This window comes from Yersinia sp. 1652 StPb PI, assembly GCF_041538345.1.
Classification (GTDB): domain Bacteria; phylum Pseudomonadota; class Gammaproteobacteria; order Enterobacterales; family Enterobacteriaceae; genus Yersinia; species Yersinia enterocolitica_E.
In genome coordinates, this window is sequence record NZ_JAULSM010000001.1 from 1,875,896 (window position 1) to 1,899,505 (window position 23,610).

A 23,610-nucleotide genomic window follows, 5' to 3' on the forward strand; every position below is an offset into this window, starting at 1 on the left:
AGTAGAACCTAATGACAATTAAAAACCTTCCGGCAGCGCCGGTGGGCCGCCCGTGCGCGGGTGTTTCCTGTGAGGTTGCGCCAAGTGTGGTAGAGCGCTGGAACGGTGGGTTAAAAGCCGCTGCCACTGGCGAGAACAGCATCTCAATTTTTGACGTGATCGGGCAGGACTACTGGGGCGAGGGTGTCAGCACAAAACGCATTGCCGCAGCACTGCGATCGATGGGCGGGGAGGATGTGACGGTTAACATCAACTCGCCCGGTGGTGACATGTTCGAGGGATTGGCTATCTATAACCTGCTGCGCGAGTACAGCGGCAGGGTCACGGTGAAAGTGTTGGGGATTGCCGCTTCTGCCGCCTCCATTATTGCCATGGCCGGTGATGAAATTCAGGTCGGGCGCGGGGCGTTTCTGATGATCCACAACTGTTGGATTGTCATGATGGGCAACCGCCACGACCTGGCAAAAGCGGCTATTGATATTGAACCCTTTGATCGTGCCATGGGTGATATTTATTCAGCCCGCACCGGCCTCCCTGCAGCTGATATTGCAGCCATGATGGACAATGAAACCTACATTGCAGGCAGTGATGCAGTCGAAAAAGGCTTCGCAGACAGTTTGTTATCGGCTGATGAAATTACCAATGATGACCAAAGCCCGTCAGCAGCTATTCGCAAACTCGATGCGCTGCTGGCGAAAGCCAATACCCCGCGCTCCGAGCGCCGAAAATTACTTAAAGCCTTAACCGACAGCATGCCGGGCGCTGCTGTTACTCCATCCGGTACGCCAAGCGCTACCACCGAAATCAATACTGAAACTTTAGCTAGCTTCGAGTCCGCATTAAGTGGACTGAAAGCGGCGTGCCAATAATCTGGAGAATATATGTCTGATGTAAACGATGTACTGAAAAAGGTTTCCGCAGCACTGGAAGAGGCCACTGGCAAGTTTAACGCCAAGGCAGAAGAAGCGCTGACAGAGGCTAAAAACGCGGGCCAGCTTTCTGCATCTACTAAAGAAGCTGTAGACAAAATGGCGTTAGAGTTTAACGCGCTGACAGCAGCAGAGAAAACCCTCAAAGTGGCTTTGGGCGATCTGGAGCAGCACGTTGCCCAAATGCCATTGAATAATGCTGTACAGACGGTTGAATCAATTGGTCAGCAGGTTGTATCAGCAGAGGCGTTAAAAGGTTTTGTATCAACGCTTGCCGCAAGTCAGCGGATCAGTATTCCGGTTAAAGCAGCACTATTGTCTGTCGATGTACCGGGGCAAATTGTGGCACCACACCGCCTGCCGGGTATCGATGTTGCGCCTAAACAGCGATTGTTTATCCGTGATTTGCTTGCACCTGGTCGCACTCAATCAAGCACCATTTATTGGGTTCAGCAGACCGGATTCACCAATAATGCGCGAGTCGTTGCTGAAAACACGCAAAAGCCTTATAGCGATATTCAGTTCGGAGAAAAAATCACGCCCGTTCGTACCATTGCCCACCTGTTTAAAGCCGCTAAACAGATCCTTGATGATTTCTCACAGTTACAATCAACGATTGATACTGAAATGCGCTTTGGCCTGAAATATGCCGAAGAGCAAGAGATCCTGTTTGGTGATGGCACGGGTGTTCATCTTGAAGGGATTATGCCGCAGGCGTCAGTATTCAATCCGTCATTTGAAGTTGCCCAACAGAACGGCATTGATGATTTGCGTCTGGCTATGTTGCAGTCTCAGCTTGCACGTTTCTCCGCCTCTGGTCATGTGTTGCACTTTATTGATTGGGCCAAGATCGAACTGACCAAAGACACATTGGGCCGTTACATCCTGGGTAATCCGTCAGCATTGACTACGCCGACCTTGTGGGGGCTGCCTGTTGTCGCTACAGAAGCGGCGGCATTCAAAGGCAAGTTCCTGACCGGTGCCTTTAACGCAGGCGCTCAGATTTTTGACCGCGAAGACGCCAATGTGGTGATCAGTACCGAAAACTCCGACGACTTTGAGAAAAACATGATCACCATTCGTTGCGAAGAGCGTCTCGCACTGGCGGTGTATCGCCCTGAAGCGTTTATTACCGGTGCGTTTACGGTTCCTGCCCCTGTCGGCGGTTAATCAATTCACCTCAATGAGCGGCCTGCGGGCCGCTTTATAAGAGATAACATTATGAAACTGATAGCACTAAAGCAGATTTATTTCGGCTATAGCGTTCTTGATAATGGTCAGGAATTTGAAACGGGCGAGCAGCATGGGCGTGAATTACTAAAAAAGGGTTATGCGAAGCTGCCTGAGGTATTACAACCTGCGGAGCAAACGGAGCAAACGGAGCAAACGGAGCAAACGGAGCAAACGGAGCAAACGGAGCAAACGGAGCCAACCCCTGACTCCAATGCTGGTGGCAAGAAAAGCAAAGCTAAATAAGGTTCTACCATGATCGATATCCTCGTTGTTAAAGAGCATTGTCGGCTGGATTCAGATGCAGATGAAACCTTACTGAAGATATATATGCGGGCCGCCTGGCGATATGTTGAAAACTACACACGGCGGACGATTTTTGAAGATGCCGCAGATCCTGATTTTGGTGAAGACTCTCTTTTTCTTGATGATGATGTGCTGACAGCCATGCTGCTATGTATTGGTCATTGGTATGAAAACAGGGAAGCAACCTCTACTGTTGAATCATCAGAGGTTCCATTTGCAGTAACTTCACTTCTCCAGCCTTACCGCATCTATGGGGTATAGCTATGACTCAACGTAGATTGACTGAAGTTACCGCCACTTACCGTACACCGTCGATAGGCGAGCTAAACAAACGCGCCCAGTTCCGCACCCGTGAAGATGTTCCCGGACACGATCATATGGGTGTTGATACCGTTTATCACAATAAGTTCGATACTTGGGCGAAGCTGTCAGCTATTGGTGATTCTGTCCGTATCGGTTCGGTGCAGATTGATGTCGCTATTACGCACCGCATTGTTATCCGCTACCGAACGGGTGTCACCACGGATGATGAAGTGGTTATCAATAAAATGGTTTATCGGGTCAAGGGAACCACCAACCTGAATGAAGCCAGCCGCTTTCTGGTTATCACTGCTGAAGAACTGGGTACCGTGGAAGTTATTGGGGAGGGGCAATAATGGCGATTGAGAACTCTACCAGCGGTCTTTATCTGCACGTTGATTTTGATAAAGAAACCGAAATCACCTTTAACAAGGCGAGGGTACGACGGGCATTTGTCAGTGTCGGTCAGAATGTCTTGCGTGAGGCGCGGCGCTTGGTAGCACGGCGGGCGATATCGAAAGCAGGAGAATCTCCGGGCTACCGTACAGGTCGGCTGGCTAAATCCATTGGTTATCGCGTCCCTACAGCAACGGCAAACCGCCCCGGCTTCCTCGTCCGAATCGCCCCAAACCAGAAAGGCGGCAAAGGTTCGCGTCCTATTGAGGGCGCGTTCTATCCTGCTTTCCTGTTTTATGGTGTTAAACAGGGCGCTCGTCGCAATAAAAATCACCGTCGCGGTGGTGCAGGTGGGGATGGCTGGAAAATCAAACCCCGTAAAAACTTTATGGAGCAGGCGTTACTCAACCGGCAGGCGTGGATTCAGCGTGTGTTATTTGAGGCGCTACAAAGCTCAGTGAGGCCCGTTAAAAAATGAAACTTTCAGTGGTTATTTCTGCACTTCGATTGCGCTGCCCGTCATTTAATGGGCGCATATCCGGTGCTGCTGAATATAAAGCCATACCAGAAACGACAAAGATGGAATTACCCTCCGCTTGGGTCATTCCGCTAGATGACAATGTTGGTGAGCAAAAGTCACAAACAGACTATTGGCAGGATCTTACTGACGGTTTCGCTGTGATTGTGGTGCTGGATAACACGCCTGACCAGCGCGGGCAAAAAGCCGCCTTTGATGCCGTGGATGATATCCGGTCCGAGTTGTTTAAAGCGTTGCTGGGTTGGGAGCCTGAATCTTGCTATGACCCGATTCAGTATGACGGTGGCAACCTGCTGGATATGAACCGCGCTCATCTTTATTACCAGTATGATTTCTCAGCCACACGGGATATCACAGTCGAAGATACCCATCAGTGGGATGACCTTCAGCAACTTGAAGAACTGGAGAAAATCATGGTGGATGTTGATTTTATGACCCCTGACGGCACCATTGAACACAAGTTAAACATCCCCCTTAACGACGAGTAACCCCTTATGCATGTGATCCCCAAAGATGGCCGGTCAGTTCCTGACCCGGTTAGAGGTGACTTTTTGCCCGCAGAGGGTCGAAACGTCGATGAAAATATTTACTGGCACCGCCGGATAGCATCAGGAGAAGTGACCGTAAAGGCCGCAGAACCTGAAGAAACCGCACTACCGGCACCCATCGTTCAACCTGAGCAGAAGGCCAAAAAACAATGAATTTTAACAACATCCCTAATGATTTACGGGTGCCGTTGTTCTTTGCCGAAATGGACAACAGCGCGGCGAATACGGCACAAGACAGTGGGCCTTCGCTCATTATCGCCCACGCGCTGGCAACCAGTTCGATTGAAAAGAATACGCTCGTCATTATGCCGTCGGCAGATCGGGCGGGGCAGGTGGCCGGTCGGGGTAGCCAACTAGCCCGAATGGTGGCAGCTTACCGGGCTGTCGATCCCTTTGGTGAATTGTGGGTAGTTGCTGTCCCTGAAGTAGCGAGCACACCAGCAACCGGCACACTCACTGTCACCGGTACCGCGCAAGCCTCCGGCACATTGTCGATTTATATCGGCTCTACTCGGGTGCAAGTCGTGGTTACTGCGCTGGATACTCCGGCAATTATTGGTGCCAGCATCGCTGCGGCGGTTAATGCTCTGCTTGATTTGCCGGTTACCGCAGTTGCGGCGGCGGGCGTCGTTACTCTTACAGCCAAAAACAGCGGGCTTACTGGTAACGGTTTGCCAATCAGTCTGAATTATCGCGGTACTGTCGGTGGTGAGCAGAATCCATCGGGTGTGAATGTGGCCATTGTTCCGATAGCTGGCGGTGCTGGCGCTCCGGACCTGTCAGCGACTATTGCCACCCTGGGTGATGAGCTATTTGACTTTATCGCTTTCCCGTTCAATGACTCAGCATCACTGGCCACCATCGGCAAAGAGATGAACGACGATACCGGCCGCTGGAGCTGGTCGCGGCAGTTATACGGCCACGTCTATACCGCCAAGGTGGGCGATTTGTCGGATCTGGTGGCTTTTGGTGCCACATTCAACGACCCACATCTAACAATCGCCGGGTATGAAACTGGCGTGCAGATGGCAACGGATGAGCTGATTGCGGCGCGAACAGCGCGTAATTCGGTGTTCATTCGTAACGATCCGGCACGACCAACGCAAACCGGCTTGCTGAATGGCGCATTACCGGCCCCGGTGGGTACGCGTTTCATTCTGTCAGAGCAACAATCGCTGTTAACTCATGGCATCGCCACGGCTTATAGCGAGGGCGGGGTGTTGCGTATTCAGCGCGATATCACCACTTATCAGAAAAATACCTACGGCAATGCCGATAACAGTTTCCTTGATAGTGAGACGCTGCATACCAGCGCCTATGTGTTGCGCCGGTTAAAGTCGGTTATCACCAGCAAATATCCACGGCATAAGCTGGCTAACGATGGCACTCGCTTCGGTGCAGGTCAGGCGATTGTCACACCTAAGGTGATCCGTGGGGAATTGCTTTCCATTTATCGCCAATTGGAACGCGGGGGCATTGTTGAGAACTTTGACCTGTTCAATCAATACCTGATTGTCGAACGCAATGCTGATAACCCTAACCGGCTTGATGTGCTGTTCCCACCTGATTATGTGAACCAACTGCGAGTGTTCGCGGTGCTTAATCAGTTCCGTCTGCAATATAACGAAGAGGTGGCCTAAATGTCCCGAGTTGGCGGCACGTGCTTTTTTAAAATTGATGGTCAGCAATTATCACTGACTGGCGGTATTGAGGTGCCAATGAACACGGCGGTGAAAGATGACGTGATCGGCATGGATGGCTCGGTGTACTACAAAGAGACTCACCGCGCCCCCTATATCAAAGCGACATTTATAGTTCCTAAAGATTACCCCATCAGCAAGATCATTTCCGCCGATACCATGACCATCACCAGCGAGTTGGCGAACGGTCAGGTATATGTACTTTCCAGCGGCTGGTTGCATGGCGAAGCGAACCATAATGCCGAAGAGGGTACGGTAGATATGGAATTCCACGGGAAAGAGGGCTTTTACCAATGAAACTGACATTAACAGCACCGATTACCGCGCATGGTGAAGAAGTTACAGAGATTGAAATGAGAGACCCTACGGGTAAGGATGTTCGTGAAATCGGATATCCCTATCAACTTAACCCTGATGAGTCAGTGAAATTATTGTCTGCTGCAGTATGCAAATATATTACTCGACTTGGCAATATTCCACCGAGTGCGGTGGATTCAATGTCTCCGGCCGATTTAAATCTTGCAGGCTGGGCGGTGGCTCGTTTTTTCCTCGGCAGTTAACATCAGATGATCTTGTCGCCCGCTATTTTAATTGCGCCAAATATTGGGGCATTAATCCAATAGAAATGCTTGATCAGTCATTTTCTTCACTCGATTTACTGGAGAAACAGGCTATCCGCATAGAGCAGGAGATAAAAAATAATGGCGGATAGTTTCCAGCTAAAAGCACTCATTACAGGTGTTGATAAACTGTCTCCGGCTTTGGGCCGGATTCAGAAGAACATGCGTTCATTCCGCCGAAACCTTGATAAAAGCTCAGCGGGCGCAATGCCATTAGCTGCTGGTTTGGTTGCTGGATTAGCTGGAGCCGGTATTGCTTATGCAAAACAGGAGGATGCAGCAACAGGCTTAAAAGTTGCCATGATGGACGCTGGTGGATCTGTCGGTATCGAATTCGAAAAGATCAATAAACTGGCTGTCGGATTGGGTAATAAATTGCCCGGTACTACTGCTGATTTCCAAAACATGATGCAGATGTTGGTCAGGCAAGGTATCCCCGCTACTAATATTTTAAGTGGGGTGGGAGAAGCTTCTGCTTATCTGGCTGTACAGTTGAAGAAAACCCCTGAGGCCGCCGCCGAGTTCGCGGCAAAAATGCAGGATGCTACAGGGACCGCTTCTAATGACATGATGGGGCTGTTTGATACCATCCAAAAAGCCTTTTATATGGGGGTGGATGATACCAATATGCTGGCGTTCTTCGGTAAGACCAGTTCTGTATTGAAGATGGTCAACAAGGACGGCCTCACCGCCGCCAGAGCATTAGCCCCGATCTCGGTCATGATGGATCAGATGGGTATGCAGGGTGAGGCGTCGGGTAATGCACTGCGTAAAGTATTTCAGGCGGGTTTTGATGGCAAGAAGATGAATGCCGCCAATAAGTTACTGGGTAAAAAAGGCATTAAGCTCGATTTTACCGATGGTAAGGGGGAGTTTGGCGGTCTGGATAATATGTTTACCCAACTCCAGAAATTACAGTCACTGACTACAAAGCAAAAAACCACCATCATTAAGCAAATATTTGGTGATGATGCCGAGACACTACAAGTCGTAGATGCCCTTATTACTAAAGGTAAAAAAGGTTACGACGAAGTATTGCAGCGGATGAATAAACAGGCGACGTTGCAGCAGCGTGTTGATGCTCAGCTAGGTACGCTCACTAACTTATGGGAGGCCATGACGGGAACCGCAGTTAATGGGCTTGCCGCAATTGGCGGGGCATTTGCTGGTGATGCTAAACATGTTGTTACCTGGTTGGGGGATTTAGCCGAGCGGTTCAGTGATTTTGCAGCCACTAATCCTGAAGTTATCCGTGGAGCGATTGGCCTTGCTGCTGGGTTTGTTGTCCTGAAGTTGAGCATGTTGGGCGTGAATATTGCTCTCGGCCTGATAAGTAAAACTATCGGTATGAGTCCAATTGGTATGCTTATTCGTGTTGTAGCAATGGGGGCAGGCTTAATACTGGCCAATTGGGGAACCCTTGGTCCATGGTTTAAGGATATGTGGGGTTCAATTACTGGCTGGTTCAGCACTGCTTGGGAATTTATCAAGGAGTGCAGCGCCACAGGCTGGCAGTTCGTTAAGGATCTGTTTTTCAACTACCATCCTCTGGGAATCATTATTGAGAATTGGGAGCCGATAGTTGGCTGGTTTAAAGATATGTGGGAGCGAGTCAGCGTTTATATCGAGCCAATCCTTAATGCGATGAATAAAGTGAAAGGGTGGGCAAACGATGGTTGGGATTATGTTTTTGGCGACGATAATAGCGGGCAACCAGCTACGCAGGGATTATCAACACAATCCAATAATTACCTATTATCCAGCCAAAACCAGCAAAAACTTAATGGAGAAATGACAGTTAAGTTTGAAAACGCCCCGCCGGGCATGAATGTGGTGAGCACCCAAAGTAATCAACCCGGCTTCGGGATGGGCTATGATGTTGGTTACAATCGATATGCTTATCCAAAATAAAGGAGTAGTCGTGAAATTCATTGTGTTAGTGATTTCATTATTGAGTGCAAATATCGCCTATGCAGTTTGCAACTCACCTGTTACTGAACAGGGGTTACTCCATTCTATTGGGGCGGCTCCGGCAAACCATAAAGCCAGTAACGAGAGTGGTGCGGTTAAACATACATATCATTTTAGAAAAGGTGGCTCTGCTGAAGACGTTTTTGCTGATGATAGTGCTTCATGGGAGCCTGATTTTAATATTGAAATCATCAACCCCGCCTGCATAAGTAAAGTGAATGTTGTGTTTTATGTGGATGATGCTGAAGCTAAAATAAGCAGCAGTAATATTAAACTTGCTGGGAATGCTTATAGATATTTGACGGGTGCAGACGTGGCGATATTCCACAATCAATTGAATAAACTAAAAGATGTTCAATGGTTTAAGCCATCCACGGATCGGGTTGATATGTACTTTTGGCGAAATGAAGGAAAACCAGAGCATTATCTCGTAGGCTTCACGTTTAAAGGGATTTAGGCCCGTTAGATATTAAGGTTCTTTCTAACCCACTTCGGTGGGTTTTTTTATGCCCGGAGAATGTATGAGCTGGAAAGATAAGCTATTACCGGCCTCGTTTCGTGGTGTGCCATTTAAAACGCAGGATGATGAGGCCACTTTCGGGCGCCGGACACAGACCCACGAATATCCCAACCGCGATAAACCTTATTCCGAGGATTTGGGGCGGGTAACGCGCCGCGATACCATTTCAGCCTATCTAATTGGCGACGATTACCAGGCACAGCGCGATCAACTGATCACAGCCATTAATCAGGCTGGACCAGGGAAACTGATTCACCCGCAGTACGGTGAACTAAATGTCTGTATAGACGGTGAGATAAGGGTAAGCCACAGCGCGGCTGATGGCCGCATGTGTACCATCAGTTTCAACTTTGTTGAAGCCGGTGAACTCTCTTTTCCGACCTCCGGCGTTGCCACTGGTCAGAAGCTGGTTTCCTCCTGTGATGCCATGACCGATTGTGTCACTGATGCGTTTGGGAAAGATTTCGGGCTAGATGGTATGGCCGACTTTATCCAGAACGGCGTTATCAGTGATGCCAGCGATATGATGAACACCGCCATTAAAACCTTTGACGGTGTGAATTCTGCTATTGCTGATGCGGGACGATTGTTGGATGGTGATCTGTCTGTGCTGCTGATGCCACCCAGTTCCGGTATGAATTTCGTTAATAGGCTGCAGCGTATGTGGCGTTCGGGTAATAGTCTGCTGGGTAACAGTGGCGATATCATTAACAAGATTAAAGGATTGAGTGGTTTTACCGTTGGCCGTGATCTGGCTCCACGCGGGGTATGGAAAACTGACAGCAAGACCATTCAGACCCAAACCGCACAGCGAAACGTAGTTGCTCAGGCCATCCGTACCACCGCACTGACTGAAGCCGCACAGAGCGTGTCTGATTTACCGCAGACCCGTCCGCCATTGACAGCAACAGTAACCCCACAAGCACAACTGCCGCTAGTTACTCATCCGGCGGTAACGTCTCTCAGCGACGCTGTAGCCGTTATCCCACCAGTGACTTATGAGTCATTAACTGAGATCCGCGACACACTGAATACAGCTATTGATCAGGAGCTGCTACGTGTGACGGATGATGCTTTGTTCCTGGCTATCAATACCGTTCGCGCTGATGTGAACCGCGATATCAGTATGCGGCTCGAGCAGATAGAAAAAACCACTTTCCGAACGCCAGATGAAGTGCTGCCCGCACTGGTACTGGCGGCTGACTGGTATGACTCAGCCGCGCGTGAAACTGACATTATCGGTCGCAACAAAATCACCCATCCCGGCTTTGTGCCAGTGAAAACACTACAGGTACCTATTCGATGAATAATGATGTCACGTTGCGGGTAAATGGCCGTGAGTGGGTAGGGTGGACCTCTGTCTCTATCTCAGCAGGTATCGAGCGATTGGCCCGCGACTTTAATGTAGAAATCACCCGCCAATGGCCCGGCAGTGAAGAGGCCGGACACCTCCAGCCGCGAGTGAAAAAGGGCGATCAGGTCACAGTGTTGATTGGCACTGACCTGGTGGTCACCGGCTATATCGATGCCACACCTGTGCGGTATGACGCCCGCTCAGTATCGGTGGGCATTGTCGGTCGCAGTAAAACAGAAGACCTGATCGACTGCGCCGCACTGATAACCCAATTTACCGGCCGCTCTTTTGTCCAGATAGCGACCCAGCTTGCCGCGCCATTTGGTGTGTCAGTGGTCAATGCCGGTGTGGAAAACACACCCATGCAGGGGTTGCAGGTTGATTACGGCGAAACTGTGGTGGATGTGCTCGATAAGATGATGGGCATCCAGCAAGTGCTGGCCTATGACAATCCAGCGGGCGCACTGGTTATTGGTCCTGTGGGCGCTTCACGTACCGTCACTGCCCTGGTACTGGGTGAAAATATTATCTCCTGCGACACAGAACAGAGCATTAAAGACCGTTTTTCTGAATATGTAGTTGCCGGGCAACGGTCAGGCAATGACGACGACTTCGGTGAGGCGACCACCAATGCGGTCCGGGCTAAAACAGTGGATGGTGGCGTGAGTCGCTATCGTCCCATGGTTATCAAACAGAGCGGTAATGCGACTGGCTCCACGGTGATTGAACGCAGCCAGTTTGAAATGCTACGGCGGGCGGCGCGTACCGATGAAGTAACTTATACAGTGCAAGGTTGGCGACAGGGTAACGGCGATTTGTGGTCACCCAATCAACTGGTGACGGTATTTGATCCGGTGCTTGGCTTTAACAACCGCGAAATGCTGATAGCAGAGGTGACTTACAGCAAAAACGAGCAGGGAACAATCACCCAGTTACGTGTTGGCCCGCCCGATGCTTACCTACCAAAACCACCCAATCCGAACAAGCAGCCACGCAAGAAAGCCGAAGAGGACGAATTCTAATGAGTCGATTATTCACTGTTTTGCAGCGTGGACTGTCCAATATGTTGGTTCGCGCGGTGGTTCGCCGCCTTAATTCCAGCAGTAAAAATCAGATGCTGCAAATCCAGATGATAGCTGATGAGTTAAAAGACAACATCGAACATCTGGAGCCCTACGGTTTCACCAGCGCCGCACATACTGGCGCGGAAGCGTTCGCGGCCTTCCCTGATGGTGATCGTTCTCACGGTGTGGTGTTGGTAGTTGCTGATCGCCGGTACCGAATTAAAGGGCTAAAGGATGGGGAGGTTGCCATTTACAGCGACGAAGGTGACAGCATTATACTCAAGCGCGGTAACAAAATAGAGGTGAACACCAAACAGTTTATTGTTAACGCCGAGGAAAAGACGGTGTTCAATACGCCCCTGATTGAAACGAATGCCAAGATTAAAGCGCTGGGCAACATTGAGTCGGCATCTGATGTTAAAGATAAAACCGGCACCATGGAGGCTATGCGCGATCAGTTCAACGGGCATACTCACCCGCACGGCGAACCTAACACCGACGTTCCTAACCAGCAGATGGAGTAAACCATGATCCTGATAGTGAACGGCCAGCGGCAATCAGTCTCCACACCAACGGACAATCTCACTCGAGCTGTGATTATTTCTCTTTTCACCTGGCGCCGCGCTGATCCGGATGATGATTCAGAACAGCCCATGGGGTGGTGGGGTGATAGTTATCCCACCATACAAAATGACCGCATCGGCTCCCGCCTTTATCTACTCCAGCGCACCACGCTGACTAATAAGACGGTCGAACTGGCGCGGGGCTATTTGGAACAAGCATTAGCCTGGCTAAAAGATGACGGCGTAGTTTCACGAATAGCCATCAATGTTTTGCGGCGCGGTACCGAAATACTGACCGCGGAGATAACGCTGTACCGCAACGATGGCAATTCTCAGCTAATAACATTCGATGATTTATGGAGTGCACTCAATGGCTGACAGCGGATTTAACCGCCCGACACTTCCCCAGCTCATAACCCAAATCCGCAGTGACCTTAATTCTCGATTCCAAACTGATGCAGTTCTTCGCCGTACCGACACCGAGGTTTATAGCCGGGTGCATGCGGCGGCCGTGCATACGGTTTACGGCTACATCGATTATCTGGCCCGCAACCTATTACCGGATCAGTGTGATGAGGATTGGTTAGCGCGGCATGGGAATATGAAGCGATGCCCACGTAAGCAACCATCAACGGCGGCCGGTTTTGTACGCTGGGAAGGGGTAACTAACGACATTGAAGTTCCCGCCGGCAGAATTATTCAGCGAGATGATTTGCAGGAGTACACCACCACGGCAGCAGCGACATCTGTTGCGGGTGTTCTGCGGGTACCGGTGATTTGTTCAGTCGCTGGCACTTTGGGGAATACAGATGATGGTATCGGCATGGTGCTGACTCAGCCGATTAACGGCCTGCCATCGTCAGCGGTGGCGGATAGTATAGAGGGTGGCACTGATATTGAGCCGGTAGAGGAGTGGCGGGCGCGGATCATTGAGCGGTGGTATTACACCCCACAGGGCGGTGCAGATGGTGATTATATTATCTGGGCCAAAGAGGTGCCTGGAGTTACCCGCGCGTGGACTTACCGCCACTGGATGGGGACCGGTACTGTCGGTGTGATGGTGGCCAACAGCGATTTAGAAAACCCGATCCCAGATAATACGGTAGTGACCGCCGTCCGTGATCACCTTTTACCGCTAGCGCCAGTGGCGGGAGCCAGTCTCTACACCTTCCCGCCGGTTGCCAAAGTGGTGCCGTTCCATATTCGGCTCACGCCAGATACCGCCGAAGTGCGTTATGCAGTGGTGGCAGAATTACGCGCCATGTTTATGCGTGATGGCGTGCCTGGTGGCACGTTGGATCATTCGCGCATCAATGAGGCCATTAGTATTGCGACTGGCGAATACAAACACGTCCTGGTCAGTCCTACTGACGATATACCGCTGACTGCCACTGAATTGCCCATTGTGGGAGAACTGACGTGGACCTAACAGACGGCTATGCCAAATTATTAAAAAACCTCTTGCCCCGTGGCCCGGCATGGGAGGGAGATGATCCCCTACTGTTGGGGCTGGCTCCGTCATATTCCCGCGTACATCAGCGCGGGGATAGTCTGATGGTGGAGATTGACCCACGCACTACCACCGAGTTGATCGACCGTTATGAACAGTTAACCGGCTTACCCGATTCCTGTGCGCCAGCAGGCGTGCAGACCTTAGCCCAACGTCAGCAACGACTTGACGCAAAAATCAATATTATCGGTGGGATTAACAAGAGTTTCTATCTGGCACAATTGGCAGCGCTGGGTTACCCAGATGCCACCATTACCCAGTTTGAAAGTGATATTTTTCGCTGCACATCCACCTGTGTTGATTCGCTCTATTCGGAAGAATGGCGCTACTGGTGGCAGGTCAACATGCCGACCGCCACACAGATCACCGATATGACTTGCGTCTCACTGTGTACCGATAGCCTGAGAACGTGGGGCGACACTACCGCCGAATGCGTCATTAACAAACTTTGCCCCTCACACACCTACGTGACTTTCTTATATCTGGAGTAACCCTTTATGCATCGCATTGATACCCCCTCCGCGCAAATTGATAAATTTGGCGTGGGTAAGAACGGCTTTACGCGCGGTAACCCACAAACCGGCGTACCGGCTACGGCTTTGGATGATGATTATTTTGATGCTATTCAGGAGGAGATCGCTGGGGTTGTTGAATCCACTGGTGTGGTGCTTGATAAATCCAACAGAACTCAGTTATTGACAGCATTGAAAAAACTTTTTCTTCGAACAAGTAATAATTTCTCTGAAATTGCGGCGGCTGGTTCAGCGGCAGTAACTGCTGCTCTTGCAAACCTTGGTTTAAGCGATGTAGCCCATCTTCCACAATTAACCGGTGTTATTGGCACATCACGCAATGCCCGAATGAGTGTTACTGCAGCATCAGCAACAGCCACTTTTACGGCAGATGAATTAATCGTGCAAACGGCGTTAGGTGGGCGTCAGTATAAGCTTACCAACTTCAACAAAATAATTAACCTTGCCACTAATGGCGCTGGTGGTATGGATACCGGCACCGTTCCGGCTGCGGGCTTTGTGGCTCTGTATGCGATTTATAACCCAACCACCCAGATATCTGCATTACTGGCAGTTAATGCTACGTCAGTGCTGGCCCCTGAAGTATATTCTGGCGCAAATATGCCATCGGGCTACACAGCATCAGCATTAGTCAGTGTGTGGCGAACTGCGAGCAGCCAGTTTACAGTTGGTTATCAGTTAGACCGTTCTATTTCATTCCCTAGAATAACCGTACTGACTACAACAACAGGAACGACACCGCTACTGCCAATAAATATGCCTAATTACTTACCTATAAATGCTAAGTATTGCAGCGTAGATGGCGCATTGGGGACATCTACTAATGGCGTTGTTGGTATGGCATTTTCATCGTCTCTTTCTGGTATCGCTTGGCGGGCAAGCGCAATGACCACTACGGCAGGTTATGGGTCAACATATACAGCTATGAATATCCCGGTAATCACTGCACAAACCATTTATTACTCTGCTAATGCAACGGTTGGCACATTAAGCAATTTTGCATCTAATTTAGTTGATTATGTATTTTAACTCGGGAGTTATATGGGTATTTTATATGTGCAATTTTCTGATGGAACAGAAACAGTAATTATTAGCTGGTTCTGTTGCCAACAATCATCGGAATATTACCATTTATTAGGAGAGGTTTATGCAAATGACCTAAGATATATTACATATTTTGAATCCCTTCCTGAGTGGTTAAAACCACTCTTACCACAACCTATATATCTGTAAAGTGACCGGGCATTTCTGCCCGGTCATTATTTGAAGATATTACCATGCATCTTAAGGTATTCAATGCCAAATTGATGCGATGAGTAATCAGTTAAATGTGACCAATCTCGATAAACGGGGTAGCCGTCAATATCCGTCCTGCATACGCCAGTAGAACATTGAAGTTCATACATGTTTATTAAGATCAATTCAGGGAATTTGGCTTTTAACCTTAAAAACATATTGTCAATCCAAATTCTATATTCGTCATTTTTATAATTACTATCGAAATCACAAGTGGATTCTAATAATCCTCTTGATTTGTATTTCTTCATCACACAAGAGTTTTGCTGTATTTTTGCTAGATAGAATGGATTTTGATTTTTATAAGCGTCAAAAATCCCAATGATAATAATTGGTTTGGCTTTACTGTTAACTATTTTTTTTATGGACTTTTCAAGCCCTGCCTCTAGATTTTTTTTTGCTTCATCTGTATTAGGGTAATTTTCCTTGCTAATATATCTGGCCCACGTTTCGCTTATGATCACGTACTGATATAATCCTTCTTCAATTTTTTTATAATTAGAGGTGGTTCTATTTCTACATACATTTTCATTATCATTACTGTAATTGTTTTCAACTGCTAAACATCCACCAAGTGAACTTGATTCTAGTGATATATCATTATCTCCAATGATCGATTTTACAAATTGCCAAGAATGATCAGAGTAAGAATCACCCATAACCAGAGCGGTTTTTTTTGCGTTCACATTAAAGTGACAGTTAAGCATTATTAGACTTAAATTTTCTACATTACACTCTTTTTTTATTCGGTCTAACCAATTATATTGCATTGTTTTGTTATGTACTAAATTCATATAGCTACTGCCTAAACGTTCCGGAGTGCCATGGTTATTTCTATTTTGATGGTCTAATAGTGAGACAAGAAGGTAAGGTGTGAGTACTAAAATAATTAAAGTTTGACCGAAAGATAATGAGTTTTTTCTTCTGAAATAAGTTTCAACATAACGATAAGATATAAAAGCAAGTAAGAATGATAAAAGTAATGCTAATGAAATAACACTCCATGTTTCTTCTATACTTAAGTTTCTAATAAATGCTAGTACCGGCCAATGCCAAATATAAAGAGAGTATGATATCAACCCAACGAATACTATTGGTCTTATTGATAATATTTTTGTTGCAAAACCTTTATTTTTTGAACCACCCAAATATATTAAAATGGCAGAGCTTAAACATACAGATAGTGCATATTTATTTGGGTAAAAATCTAAAACTCCACCTCTCATCCCTATAGCGACAATAATTGCAATACAAGCAATGCCAATGATGGAGTTTAACCATTGCGGAATTCGGTCTACTTTTAACGAGCCAATAACAGCTAAAGATGATCCTATAAGCATCTCAAAAATGCGGCCAGAAAAGCTATAGTAATACTTCAGTGAGTTTTTATCGTTGAAGATAAAAGACAAGGTTTTACTCTCATCTATTTCATTTATTTGTATTGCAAGAGAGCCAAAGTGAATGCCTATTATCATTAGAGCTGTAAGTGGTAATATCCAATATGTCCATTTTTTAATGTTAAGTAATTTAAAAAATATAAACATTAAAAAAGGTAACAATAAATACCATTGCCATTCTACAGACAATGACCATGTATGCAATAAAGGCATAATGTTCACATCATCTGTAAAATATCCGTTATTTAAGTTGGAAAAATAATCGTTTGATAAAAATGAGGATGCGTATCTAAGACTGTTGGTATATTTTAAATAATCATCAGGAAGGTATGTCAGTGTGGTTATTATTGTCACTACAATTATTAAAGTAATAAAAACAGGTTGCAATCTCCACAATCTTCTTTTGAAAAAATCAATGAATGAAAAATCACCTTTTTCTAATCCATTTTTTATCCCTAAAGTTATCAAATATCCTGATATCACGAAAAACACATCAACGCCAACAAATCCAGAATTAACACCGAAGATTTTAGCATGAAAAAATAAAACAAGTATTACAGCTATCGCCCTTAACCCATCAATATCAGGTCGGTATTTGGGGTGTGACAAGTGAGGGGTAATTTCTTTCATTGTTTTTTTGAATGCCTTTTCAAATCGCTAGAATTTTGTTGCTAAAATTTCATTTATTTTATGAAATTAGATAATGCAATACTAAGCGACTAGTTACTACTCTTCAAGGTTTTCCAGCTATGCCTAAGGCTGAAACCAATCATCAGCACTTCCCACATATCCTTCAAAATCTCTTCGTCAGTTTTCTTATCTTCTTCGAAGATCCAGAGGCTTGCAAAAAACTTTCGTTTTCTTACTTCACAAGAATGTCCCTACAATTTATGCTGTATATATATACAGTTAATTATGGATGTGAATGATGATTTTTTACCCACTTTCTACGCTTCGTGAAATCGTTCCTATCCCGTTGTTTAGCGATAAAATTCCTGCTGGGTTTCCCAGCCCGGCAGCGGATTATGTAGAACGGCCACTGGATTTGAATGAACTTTGCATTGCTCATCCTGCTGCAACTTACTTTGTTCGAGTGTCGGGTAATTCAATGACCGGGGCTGGTATCTATGACGGGTCATTACTTGTTGTCGATCGCAGTATCACAGCCCAACATGGCGATATTATTATCGCTGCCGTCGGAGGGGAGTTCACAGTAAAAAAGCTGTGCTTACATCCTATTGTGCAGCTAGAGGCCATGAACCCAGACTATGACCCGATTATTTTAAATGATGGCGGTGACGATCTAGAGACTTTTGGCGTAGTGAAATACGTTATTAACGATGCAGCAAATGTTTGCCCTCGCTGACGTAAACTCGTTTTATGCATCCTGCGAGTCTGTATTCCGGCCAGACTTGCAGGGGAAACCGATAGTCGTCCTTTCAAACAACGATGGCTGTGTCATAGCTCGCAGTCGTGAAGCCAAGTTGTTTGGTATCAAAATGGGTGAGCCATATTTTAAGATGCGCAATCTGATCCAAAAATACGGCGTGGTCACGTTCAGTAGCAACTATGAGCTTTACGCTGATATGTCTAACCGGGTCATGACTGTGCTTGAATCCATGTCGCCGGCTGCGGAAATATACTCAATCGATGAAGCGTTTCTTAATGTATCCGGCATCAATAATTGCATGAGTCTTGACCAGTTCGGTCGTGAGGTTCGTGAACGGGTATTACAGTGGACTGGTCTCACCGTAGGCGTAGGGATAGCCCAAACCAAAACCCTTGCAAAACTCGCTAACCATGCGGCTAAGCAGTGGAGCAAAACTGGAGGCGTGTTGGATTTATCCGATCCTGGCAGACAGCGTAAGTTACTCGCGATAACGCCGGTACAGGACATATGGGGTATTGGCCGGCGCATTGGTAAAAAGCTCAATCAACTGGGAATCACCACGGCATTACAGCTTGCAGATACAAACTCTCAATTTGTGCGTAAAAACTTCAATGTAGTGTTAGAGCGAACCGTTAGAGAACTTAACGGCGAGCAATGCCTGGAGCTTGAAGAGTTCGCCCCAACAAAACAGCAGATAGTTTGTAGTCGGTCCTTTGGGGAACGTATTACCAGCTATCAGGATATGCGCGAAGCTATCTGCGGATATGCTGTCCGTGCGGCTGAGAAGTTGCGCGGCGAGCATCAATACTGCCGACATATATCAGCTTTTATCAAAACCAGCCCGTTCGCACTCAATGAGCCTTACTATGGCAACATAGTGAGCACTAAGCTTCATATCCCCACTCAAGACTCGCGTGACATCATTGCCGCAGCAGTAGGCTGTCTCGATGCGATCTGGAAAGATGGCTATCGCTATCAAAAGGGCGGGGTGATGCTGGGTGATTTTTACAGCCAGAGTATAGCTCAATTAGGCTTGTTCGATGATAACCAGCCAAAAGTTAATAGTGCAGCGCTGATGGCTGCGCTGGACGATATTAATAGGTCAGGCAAAGGAAAGGTATGGTTTGCTGGGCAGGGAATACAGAAAGCATGGCAGATGAAACGAGAGATGTTATCGCCAGCGTACACTACCAAGTGGGCTGAATTACCGGTTGTGAGATGAAGGTGGTAAGTAGTGAATGGGGCAAAAATGGGGCAAAACATTTTCATATACGTGTAGATTTGTGCGTAGTTGCATTTTTGAGGATTGTGTTAAATGGCTGATATTTCACGGTTGTGCAGGTAGGTGCAGAGTAATCACACATAGGCTCAACACTGAATAGACGTATTGAGCCATAGCGACCAAATATAGACGGAGTTTTACCATTCTCTTACCATTGTTTTACCATCGCCAAATCCCACAAATAAAAAAACCAGCCCTAACGGATTGGTTTTCTTTGGGATATTTGGTCGGCATGAGAGGATTTGAACCTCCGACCCCCGACACCCCATGACGGTGGTTCACAGTAAAAATATTATTTACAAGTTACTTTTAATCCCTTGTGTTTTCTTCGCCATATTCTTCGATCTGATTTTCTAAATTGTTGATCTGTTACATATAATTAAATGCGTAGTTTGGCGAAAAAATCAGTTAACTTTATGAAAGAAAAAGATATTACCGGCGTTTTAAAATCCCTCGGCTTATGGCTGTGCGGGTTCAAGTCCCGCCCCGGGCACCATGGAAAATATTCTAAGTAAAACAAAGTAGTATGAGTATGTCGTTAACCGCCGAGAGGCGGTTTTTTTGTGCCTAAAATCACACTTAGGAAGATGATTTAGGAACATAAAATTCAACTAACGCATAAAAAATCACTTCTTCTGATTACCTACCACTGGAACAATTTTTATTTTCCTGACTCTCTGAATTGATCCTTGCGTAATGAAAGCACATCAGCCTGTCTTGCGAGGCACAAGTACGCTATCTCCATTGCTGCCCGCACAATGTCAGGCGCAGCTTTATACAGAGCGTTATATTCTTCATCTGTAATATAGCGTTCCCTGGATCCCTCTTTAAATTGCTTAACCCCCTTACATGGATTCCCTTTCACAAATCCCCGCTCATACCCCCATCTATAGGCCCGAGACATAAACGTTTTTTCCCTGTTTGCTTGCGTCCTGCTACTAAGCCCTCTCTTATCCATATATTTTCTGACATGTTCAGGTCTTATATTGTCTGGTTCCATTCTCCCGAATACTGGCAATAGCCCCTGTATCACTTTGGCTATCGCTCTGTCGGTCTCAGAACAGGCCCGCTGTATATCTTGGTCGGGGATCCGTGTATTGATAGCAGGATACTTGATAGCAACATTAGCATCCTGTAAGAGTAGCCCACCGCATAAGTCAGCCGAATTAATCCAGTTATGGCCCCCAGAATCCGCATTAACTGAATGCGAGGTACCTGAATTCGTTGGTACCACTTGGGGCGATAGTGGGCTGTATGTGTTGGCTTTGAAGCGTGAGCTGCGGATTTGTAAAGGGCGGCTCGATGAGGTTATTAGCTGGCGGCAGAACGCCACCCGGAAGCAATGAAAAAGGATTGTATATTAAAGTTATATAAATGGAGTTAATAACTTGTAAATAAAGGCTTGATAGCGTCAGTTTTTAACTGTATAAAAAAACAGATCATTAATTTATTGTTAAGTACAATACGTTAATAATTAGAAAGATAATTAATTCACAAGGAGTGATTATATGGTAGTTCGTTTATCTGCATTAATTGTTGCTTTAACTGTATCGTTCTCTTCGATTGCAGCAACTTCACAAGAAGATATCCAAGGAGCTAAGGTTGTCACTGTGACTACCGAAACAATATCCGGCCATCTTAATATTGCAAATGGCCGTAACTGTTTGGATGAGAATACCCAAGGTAAGCCTACCTTGTTAGCCTGTGATAGCGTGGCACAGGCCAGTTCAGAAAAAAACATCTTCCATTACATCGTGTTGAAAAGTGGGCAGTGTTTGTCAGATGAAGGTGGCTCAACACCGGTCATGGCAACCTGTGATTATCAGAACACAAAACAACAATGGAAAGCTCTTCAAGGTGTTGGTACGGATGTGCGAAATGTGGCATCAAATAAGTGCCTGACAACTGCAGGGTTGGACAAATCGGTGACGATGGCTACATGTGCTGGCCTGCCAGCTCAGAATTGGAAATTGCCTCAGTAAAGTAGCATTACAGGTGGCATTCATTGAGTGCCATCGATAATGGTGCGGATATATTAGAGCTTCCTTAATTCAATGCTTCACTAATGGAAATAAGAATTATTATTAACAGTGGTTAAACAAACCAACTTATTTGATTGATTAGTGGATTTGATGAATTAATGATTAGGGTGGCTATTGCAGGTTACTAAAAGCAATCGTCGCATCGTCCGTCACTTTAGGCGGCTAATCATGGAGGAAGTTACGATGAAAGATATGTTAAAAGGCTTACTGTTAGTTAGTGTTATGTCGCTATCTGCGGGTGCTATGGCTGAAGAATGTAATCCATCCAGCAAGTGGTGGCCGTATTGTAATGATCCTGCAACGGGGCCAGATGTTGGCACTCCTGAACATGGACACTGTCAAGCTAACGGCGGATGCACTAATAATTAAATAGTTGAAGATTCCCTATATTGGGAGTCACATTTTATGTGTTAAATATTATTATCAAACCGCCTACGGGCGGTTTTTTATTGGAGTAAACAAATGACCAAACCAGATTGGGAGGCCATCGAATCGGCGTACCGAGCTGGCTTGATGTCACTGCGTGAAATAACCTCACAACACAACATCAGTGAAGGTGCTACCTGTACGTTTCCGGGTTCGGCAAGATATGCGCTAAGTACCCAGACAAAGCACGTGAGATTGTCACAAGTGCGTTTGAAGCCGTATCAACCGGTTGCTTTGCCGCGATAGAGGTCGCGCCGGTTACTTCTTCGATTACTGCCAGACGGCTGAGAAAGCTCAGTTGCAGGGCAAGAAATTATCCGCTCTTGATTGGAAGTTCTTTTTCTTCTCTTGGTGGAAGAATCCGCAGTATTCAATCGACCCGGTTGAGGCTTTACCTCAGCGCCTGGTTGATTACTTTGCAGAGATGGAAGCCAAACACGGCGTTCATTTGAACGAGCGCCAGAAGATCTGGTACTACGCCAAACAGTTCCGCTGGCTTTATATCAATAAACAAATCTGCAAATTACCTGACAACTCACATCTACCGGTTCATACGTTCTGGGATATCGGCGTGGGTGACTCTACGGCCATCTGGTTCGTACGTGAAATCGGTGAATAGCTCCATATCATCGACTACTACGAGAATTCAGGCGAAGGATTGCGGCACTACATGAAGATTCTGAAAGACCGCGGCTAACCCAATGATTTCAGCTCGCGCATTTTGGCGCGGATGCCCTCAATAATGTCTTTGGCAAGGGTGTGAGCGGCTTATCGTTGGCCCATATATGGGCCTCAGCCATGGTGTCAGCCAACACTTGCGCGGAACGGGTGTAGTTTTCAACGGCAAATAGCGGATCATCAGAGCAGGAGCGGGAACCCAAGAGGCGATAGCCATCTTTACGCTGAAGTCAGAAATTTATGATAAAAGTGTCGGTGCGGCCGCAAAAAGTGCATTAGTGTGATAAGAGTTGGTTGTGCAGAAGTGCCTGGCCAGCCAAATAAACCTCGCTTCAGTGGGGTTTTGTCGTTTTTGAACTTGGATTGGTGGGCTGAATAATCTGAAAAGTAACCTTGCTGATGGTGTGCTTATAAATTGATGCTTAGAATTCGCTCTCTAACCGCCACTAGCTCAGCTGGATAGAGCCGATAACCATAGTTGTTGTAGGTGCGAGGTTCGAGACCTCGGTGGCGGGCCAAATTTCAGCCCTTAGCTTAACGGTAGGGGCTTTGCCATTTTGTGAGTCATGCCCACTATAAAGTTGGTCATGTTTACTGTTTGTTTATAATTACAATGTAAATTATACAGTGCTGTGATAGTTACCTTGGTGCAAGGATTGCATTATCATTGGTACGGTTACAGGGTCAGCTATCACAGCACCAAATTTAAAGCCTCAGCTAATCGCTGGGGCTTTGTCATTTCTAGAGCTTGATAATGGATAAAAATAACCCCTCGATATTCTGAAATTTCGTCAATGAAGTAGTTTCAGATAACTTGATTGATAATGCTGCATAAAAAAACACCACTTATAAGAATGAGTGTTAGGACGTTATCTGAAAAAACCTACTGGAGAATATGATCAAAGCAAATATCGGCGGCTAGTTTGAGATTTGTGTTGCAGGCATGTCTTGGGCACAAAAATTCTATGAAGCGGTCTTTAACACTAAATTAGAGAAATTGGGCGATGGTGAGACGGA

The 23,610-nt window shown here is 46.6% G+C and carries 25 protein-coding genes, 1 tRNA gene and 3 pseudogenes; 26 read left to right on the top strand and 3 right to left on the bottom strand.

What is annotated here, in order from left to right:
- Positions 1 to 11: 11 nt before the first annotated feature.
- The 20 genes from Q2T71_RS08660 (at position 12) to Q2T71_RS08755 (ending at position 15,111) form a co-directional block, all read left to right on the top strand.
- A complete protein-coding gene (locus Q2T71_RS08660) occupies positions 12 to 869 on the top strand; it encodes a head maturation protease, ClpP-related (protein WP_372558793.1) in 858 nt (285 codons plus the stop codon).
- Between the two features lie 12 nt (positions 870 to 881).
- Positions 882 to 2,099: a phage major capsid protein gene (locus Q2T71_RS08665; RefSeq protein ID WP_372558794.1), complete on the top strand. Its 1,218-nt coding sequence runs from the start codon at positions 882 to 884 to the stop codon at positions 2,097 to 2,099.
- 51 nt (positions 2,100 to 2,150) lie between these two features.
- Positions 2,151 to 2,405, top strand: coding sequence for a hypothetical protein (locus Q2T71_RS08670; protein WP_372558795.1), 255 nt, complete (start codon positions 2,151 to 2,153; stop codon positions 2,403 to 2,405).
- A gap of 9 nt (positions 2,406 to 2,414) precedes the next feature.
- Positions 2,415 to 2,726, top strand: a complete 312-nt coding sequence (locus Q2T71_RS08675) for a head-tail connector protein (RefSeq protein ID WP_049611640.1) — start codon at positions 2,415 to 2,417, stop codon at positions 2,724 to 2,726.
- A 2-nt stretch (positions 2,727 to 2,728) separates the two neighbouring features.
- Positions 2,729 to 3,121 carry a phage head closure protein gene (locus Q2T71_RS08680; protein ID WP_372558796.1) on the top strand — a complete coding sequence of 131 codons (393 nt, stop codon included), beginning with the start codon at positions 2,729 to 2,731 and terminating at the stop codon, positions 3,119 to 3,121.
- The gene (locus Q2T71_RS08685; RefSeq protein WP_372558797.1) at positions 3,121 to 3,639 is read left to right on the top strand and encodes a hypothetical protein; all 519 of its coding nucleotides are present in this window, start codon (positions 3,121 to 3,123) and stop codon (positions 3,637 to 3,639) included. The genes Q2T71_RS08680 and Q2T71_RS08685 overlap by 1 nt, the downstream gene beginning before the upstream one ends.
- Entirely contained in the window at positions 3,636 to 4,187 is a 552-nt protein-coding gene (locus tag Q2T71_RS08690; RefSeq protein WP_372558798.1) for a hypothetical protein, read from the top strand. Before Q2T71_RS08685 ends, Q2T71_RS08690 begins: the two co-directional genes overlap by 4 nt.
- Before the next feature lie 6 nt (positions 4,188 to 4,193).
- Positions 4,194 to 4,400, top strand: a complete 207-nt coding sequence (locus tag Q2T71_RS08695) for a DUF2635 domain-containing protein (protein WP_049611652.1) — start codon at positions 4,194 to 4,196, stop codon at positions 4,398 to 4,400.
- Positions 4,397 to 5,887, top strand: coding sequence for a phage tail sheath subtilisin-like domain-containing protein (locus tag Q2T71_RS08700; RefSeq protein WP_372558799.1), 1,491 nt, complete (start codon positions 4,397 to 4,399; stop codon positions 5,885 to 5,887). The genes Q2T71_RS08695 and Q2T71_RS08700 overlap by 4 nt, the downstream gene beginning before the upstream one ends.
- Positions 5,888 to 6,244, top strand: a complete 357-nt coding sequence (locus Q2T71_RS08705; RefSeq protein ID WP_372558800.1) for a phage tail tube protein — start codon at positions 5,888 to 5,890, stop codon at positions 6,242 to 6,244.
- Complete coding sequence (locus tag Q2T71_RS08710; RefSeq protein WP_050159698.1) at positions 6,241 to 6,507, top strand: phage tail assembly protein; 267 nt, start codon at positions 6,241 to 6,243, stop codon at positions 6,505 to 6,507. The genes Q2T71_RS08705 and Q2T71_RS08710 overlap by 4 nt, the downstream gene beginning before the upstream one ends.
- Before the next feature lie 141 nt (positions 6,508 to 6,648).
- Positions 6,649 to 8,478 carry a phage tail tape measure protein gene (locus Q2T71_RS08715; RefSeq protein WP_372558801.1) on the top strand — a complete coding sequence of 610 codons (1,830 nt, stop codon included), beginning with the start codon at positions 6,649 to 6,651 and terminating at the stop codon, positions 8,476 to 8,478.
- Between the two features lie 10 nt (positions 8,479 to 8,488).
- Positions 8,489 to 8,995: a hypothetical protein gene (locus Q2T71_RS08720; protein ID WP_138774987.1), complete on the top strand. Its 507-nt coding sequence runs from the start codon at positions 8,489 to 8,491 to the stop codon at positions 8,993 to 8,995.
- 64 nt (positions 8,996 to 9,059) lie between these two features.
- The gene (locus tag Q2T71_RS08725; protein ID WP_372558802.1) at positions 9,060 to 10,364 is read left to right on the top strand and encodes a DNA circularization protein; all 1,305 of its coding nucleotides are present in this window, start codon (positions 9,060 to 9,062) and stop codon (positions 10,362 to 10,364) included.
- Positions 10,361 to 11,434: a phage baseplate assembly protein gene (locus Q2T71_RS08730; RefSeq protein ID WP_372558803.1), complete on the top strand. Its 1,074-nt coding sequence runs from the start codon at positions 10,361 to 10,363 to the stop codon at positions 11,432 to 11,434. The genes Q2T71_RS08725 and Q2T71_RS08730 overlap by 4 nt, the downstream gene beginning before the upstream one ends.
- The gene (locus tag Q2T71_RS08735) at positions 11,434 to 12,000 is read left to right on the top strand and encodes a phage baseplate assembly protein V (RefSeq protein ID WP_372558804.1); all 567 of its coding nucleotides are present in this window, start codon (positions 11,434 to 11,436) and stop codon (positions 11,998 to 12,000) included. Before Q2T71_RS08730 ends, Q2T71_RS08735 begins: the two co-directional genes overlap by 1 nt.
- 3 nt (positions 12,001 to 12,003) lie before the next feature.
- Positions 12,004 to 12,417 (top strand): phage GP46 family protein, encoded by a 414-nt coding sequence (locus Q2T71_RS08740; protein ID WP_372558805.1) that lies wholly within the window; start codon positions 12,004 to 12,006, stop codon positions 12,415 to 12,417.
- The gene (locus tag Q2T71_RS08745) at positions 12,410 to 13,468 is read left to right on the top strand and encodes a baseplate J/gp47 family protein (RefSeq protein WP_372558806.1); all 1,059 of its coding nucleotides are present in this window, start codon (positions 12,410 to 12,412) and stop codon (positions 13,466 to 13,468) included. The genes Q2T71_RS08740 and Q2T71_RS08745 overlap by 8 nt, the downstream gene beginning before the upstream one ends.
- Entirely contained in the window at positions 13,459 to 14,040 is a 582-nt protein-coding gene (locus Q2T71_RS08750) for a YmfQ family protein (RefSeq protein ID WP_372558807.1), read from the top strand. Before Q2T71_RS08745 ends, Q2T71_RS08750 begins: the two co-directional genes overlap by 10 nt.
- Positions 14,041 to 14,148: 108 nt before the next feature.
- Positions 14,149 to 15,111 (top strand): hypothetical protein, encoded by a 963-nt coding sequence (locus Q2T71_RS08755; protein ID WP_372558808.1) that lies wholly within the window; start codon positions 14,149 to 14,151, stop codon positions 15,109 to 15,111.
- A gap of 230 nt (positions 15,112 to 15,341) precedes the next feature.
- Here the strand turns inward: Q2T71_RS08755 and Q2T71_RS08760 are convergent, their stop codons facing one another.
- Positions 15,342 to 17,405, bottom strand: coding sequence for an acyltransferase family protein (locus tag Q2T71_RS08760; protein WP_372558809.1), 2,064 nt, complete (start codon positions 17,403 to 17,405; stop codon positions 15,342 to 15,344).
- A gap of 298 nt (positions 17,406 to 17,703) precedes the next feature.
- Here Q2T71_RS08760 and umuD point away from each other — a divergent pair, with 298 nt between their 5' ends.
- Both umuD and Q2T71_RS08770 read left to right on the top strand, forming a co-directional pair.
- Positions 17,704 to 18,141, top strand: coding sequence for a translesion error-prone DNA polymerase V autoproteolytic subunit (umuD, locus tag Q2T71_RS08765; RefSeq protein WP_372559886.1), 438 nt, complete (start codon positions 17,704 to 17,706; stop codon positions 18,139 to 18,141).
- A complete protein-coding gene (locus tag Q2T71_RS08770; RefSeq protein WP_372558810.1) occupies positions 18,125 to 19,387 on the top strand; it encodes a Y-family DNA polymerase in 1,263 nt (420 codons plus the stop codon). Before umuD ends, Q2T71_RS08770 begins: the two co-directional genes overlap by 17 nt.
- 727 nt (positions 19,388 to 20,114) lie before the next feature.
- Here Q2T71_RS08770 and Q2T71_RS08775 read toward each other — a convergent pair.
- A pseudogene (locus tag Q2T71_RS08775) lies at positions 20,115 to 20,468 on the bottom strand (integrase); the annotation flags it as partial.
- A gap of 487 nt (positions 20,469 to 20,955) precedes the next feature.
- On the opposite strand from Q2T71_RS08775, the gene Q2T71_RS08780 reads away from it, so the two are divergent.
- The 3 genes and pseudogenes from Q2T71_RS08780 to Q2T71_RS08790 all read left to right on the top strand — a co-directional run.
- Positions 20,956 to 21,429: a ricin-type beta-trefoil lectin domain protein gene (locus Q2T71_RS08780; protein WP_372558811.1), complete on the top strand. Its 474-nt coding sequence runs from the start codon at positions 20,956 to 20,958 to the stop codon at positions 21,427 to 21,429.
- Positions 21,430 to 21,672: 243 nt separating this feature from the next.
- Positions 21,673 to 21,858, top strand: a complete 186-nt coding sequence (locus tag Q2T71_RS08785; protein WP_372558812.1) for a hypothetical protein — start codon at positions 21,673 to 21,675, stop codon at positions 21,856 to 21,858.
- A 191-nt stretch (positions 21,859 to 22,049) separates the two neighbouring features.
- Positions 22,050 to 22,609: pseudogene (locus tag Q2T71_RS08790) on the top strand (terminase); the annotation flags it as partial.
- A gap of 2 nt (positions 22,610 to 22,611) precedes the next feature.
- On the opposite strand, the pseudogene Q2T71_RS08795 reads toward Q2T71_RS08790, so the two are convergent.
- Positions 22,612 to 22,823 (bottom strand): annotated as a pseudogene (locus Q2T71_RS08795) (phage tail protein); the annotation flags it as partial.
- 210 nt (positions 22,824 to 23,033) lie between these two features.
- Between Q2T71_RS08795 and Q2T71_RS08800 the strand changes: the two are divergent.
- Positions 23,034 to 23,111: transfer RNA gene (locus Q2T71_RS08800), tRNA-OTHER, on the top strand.
- Positions 23,112 to 23,610 lie beyond the last annotated feature (499 nt).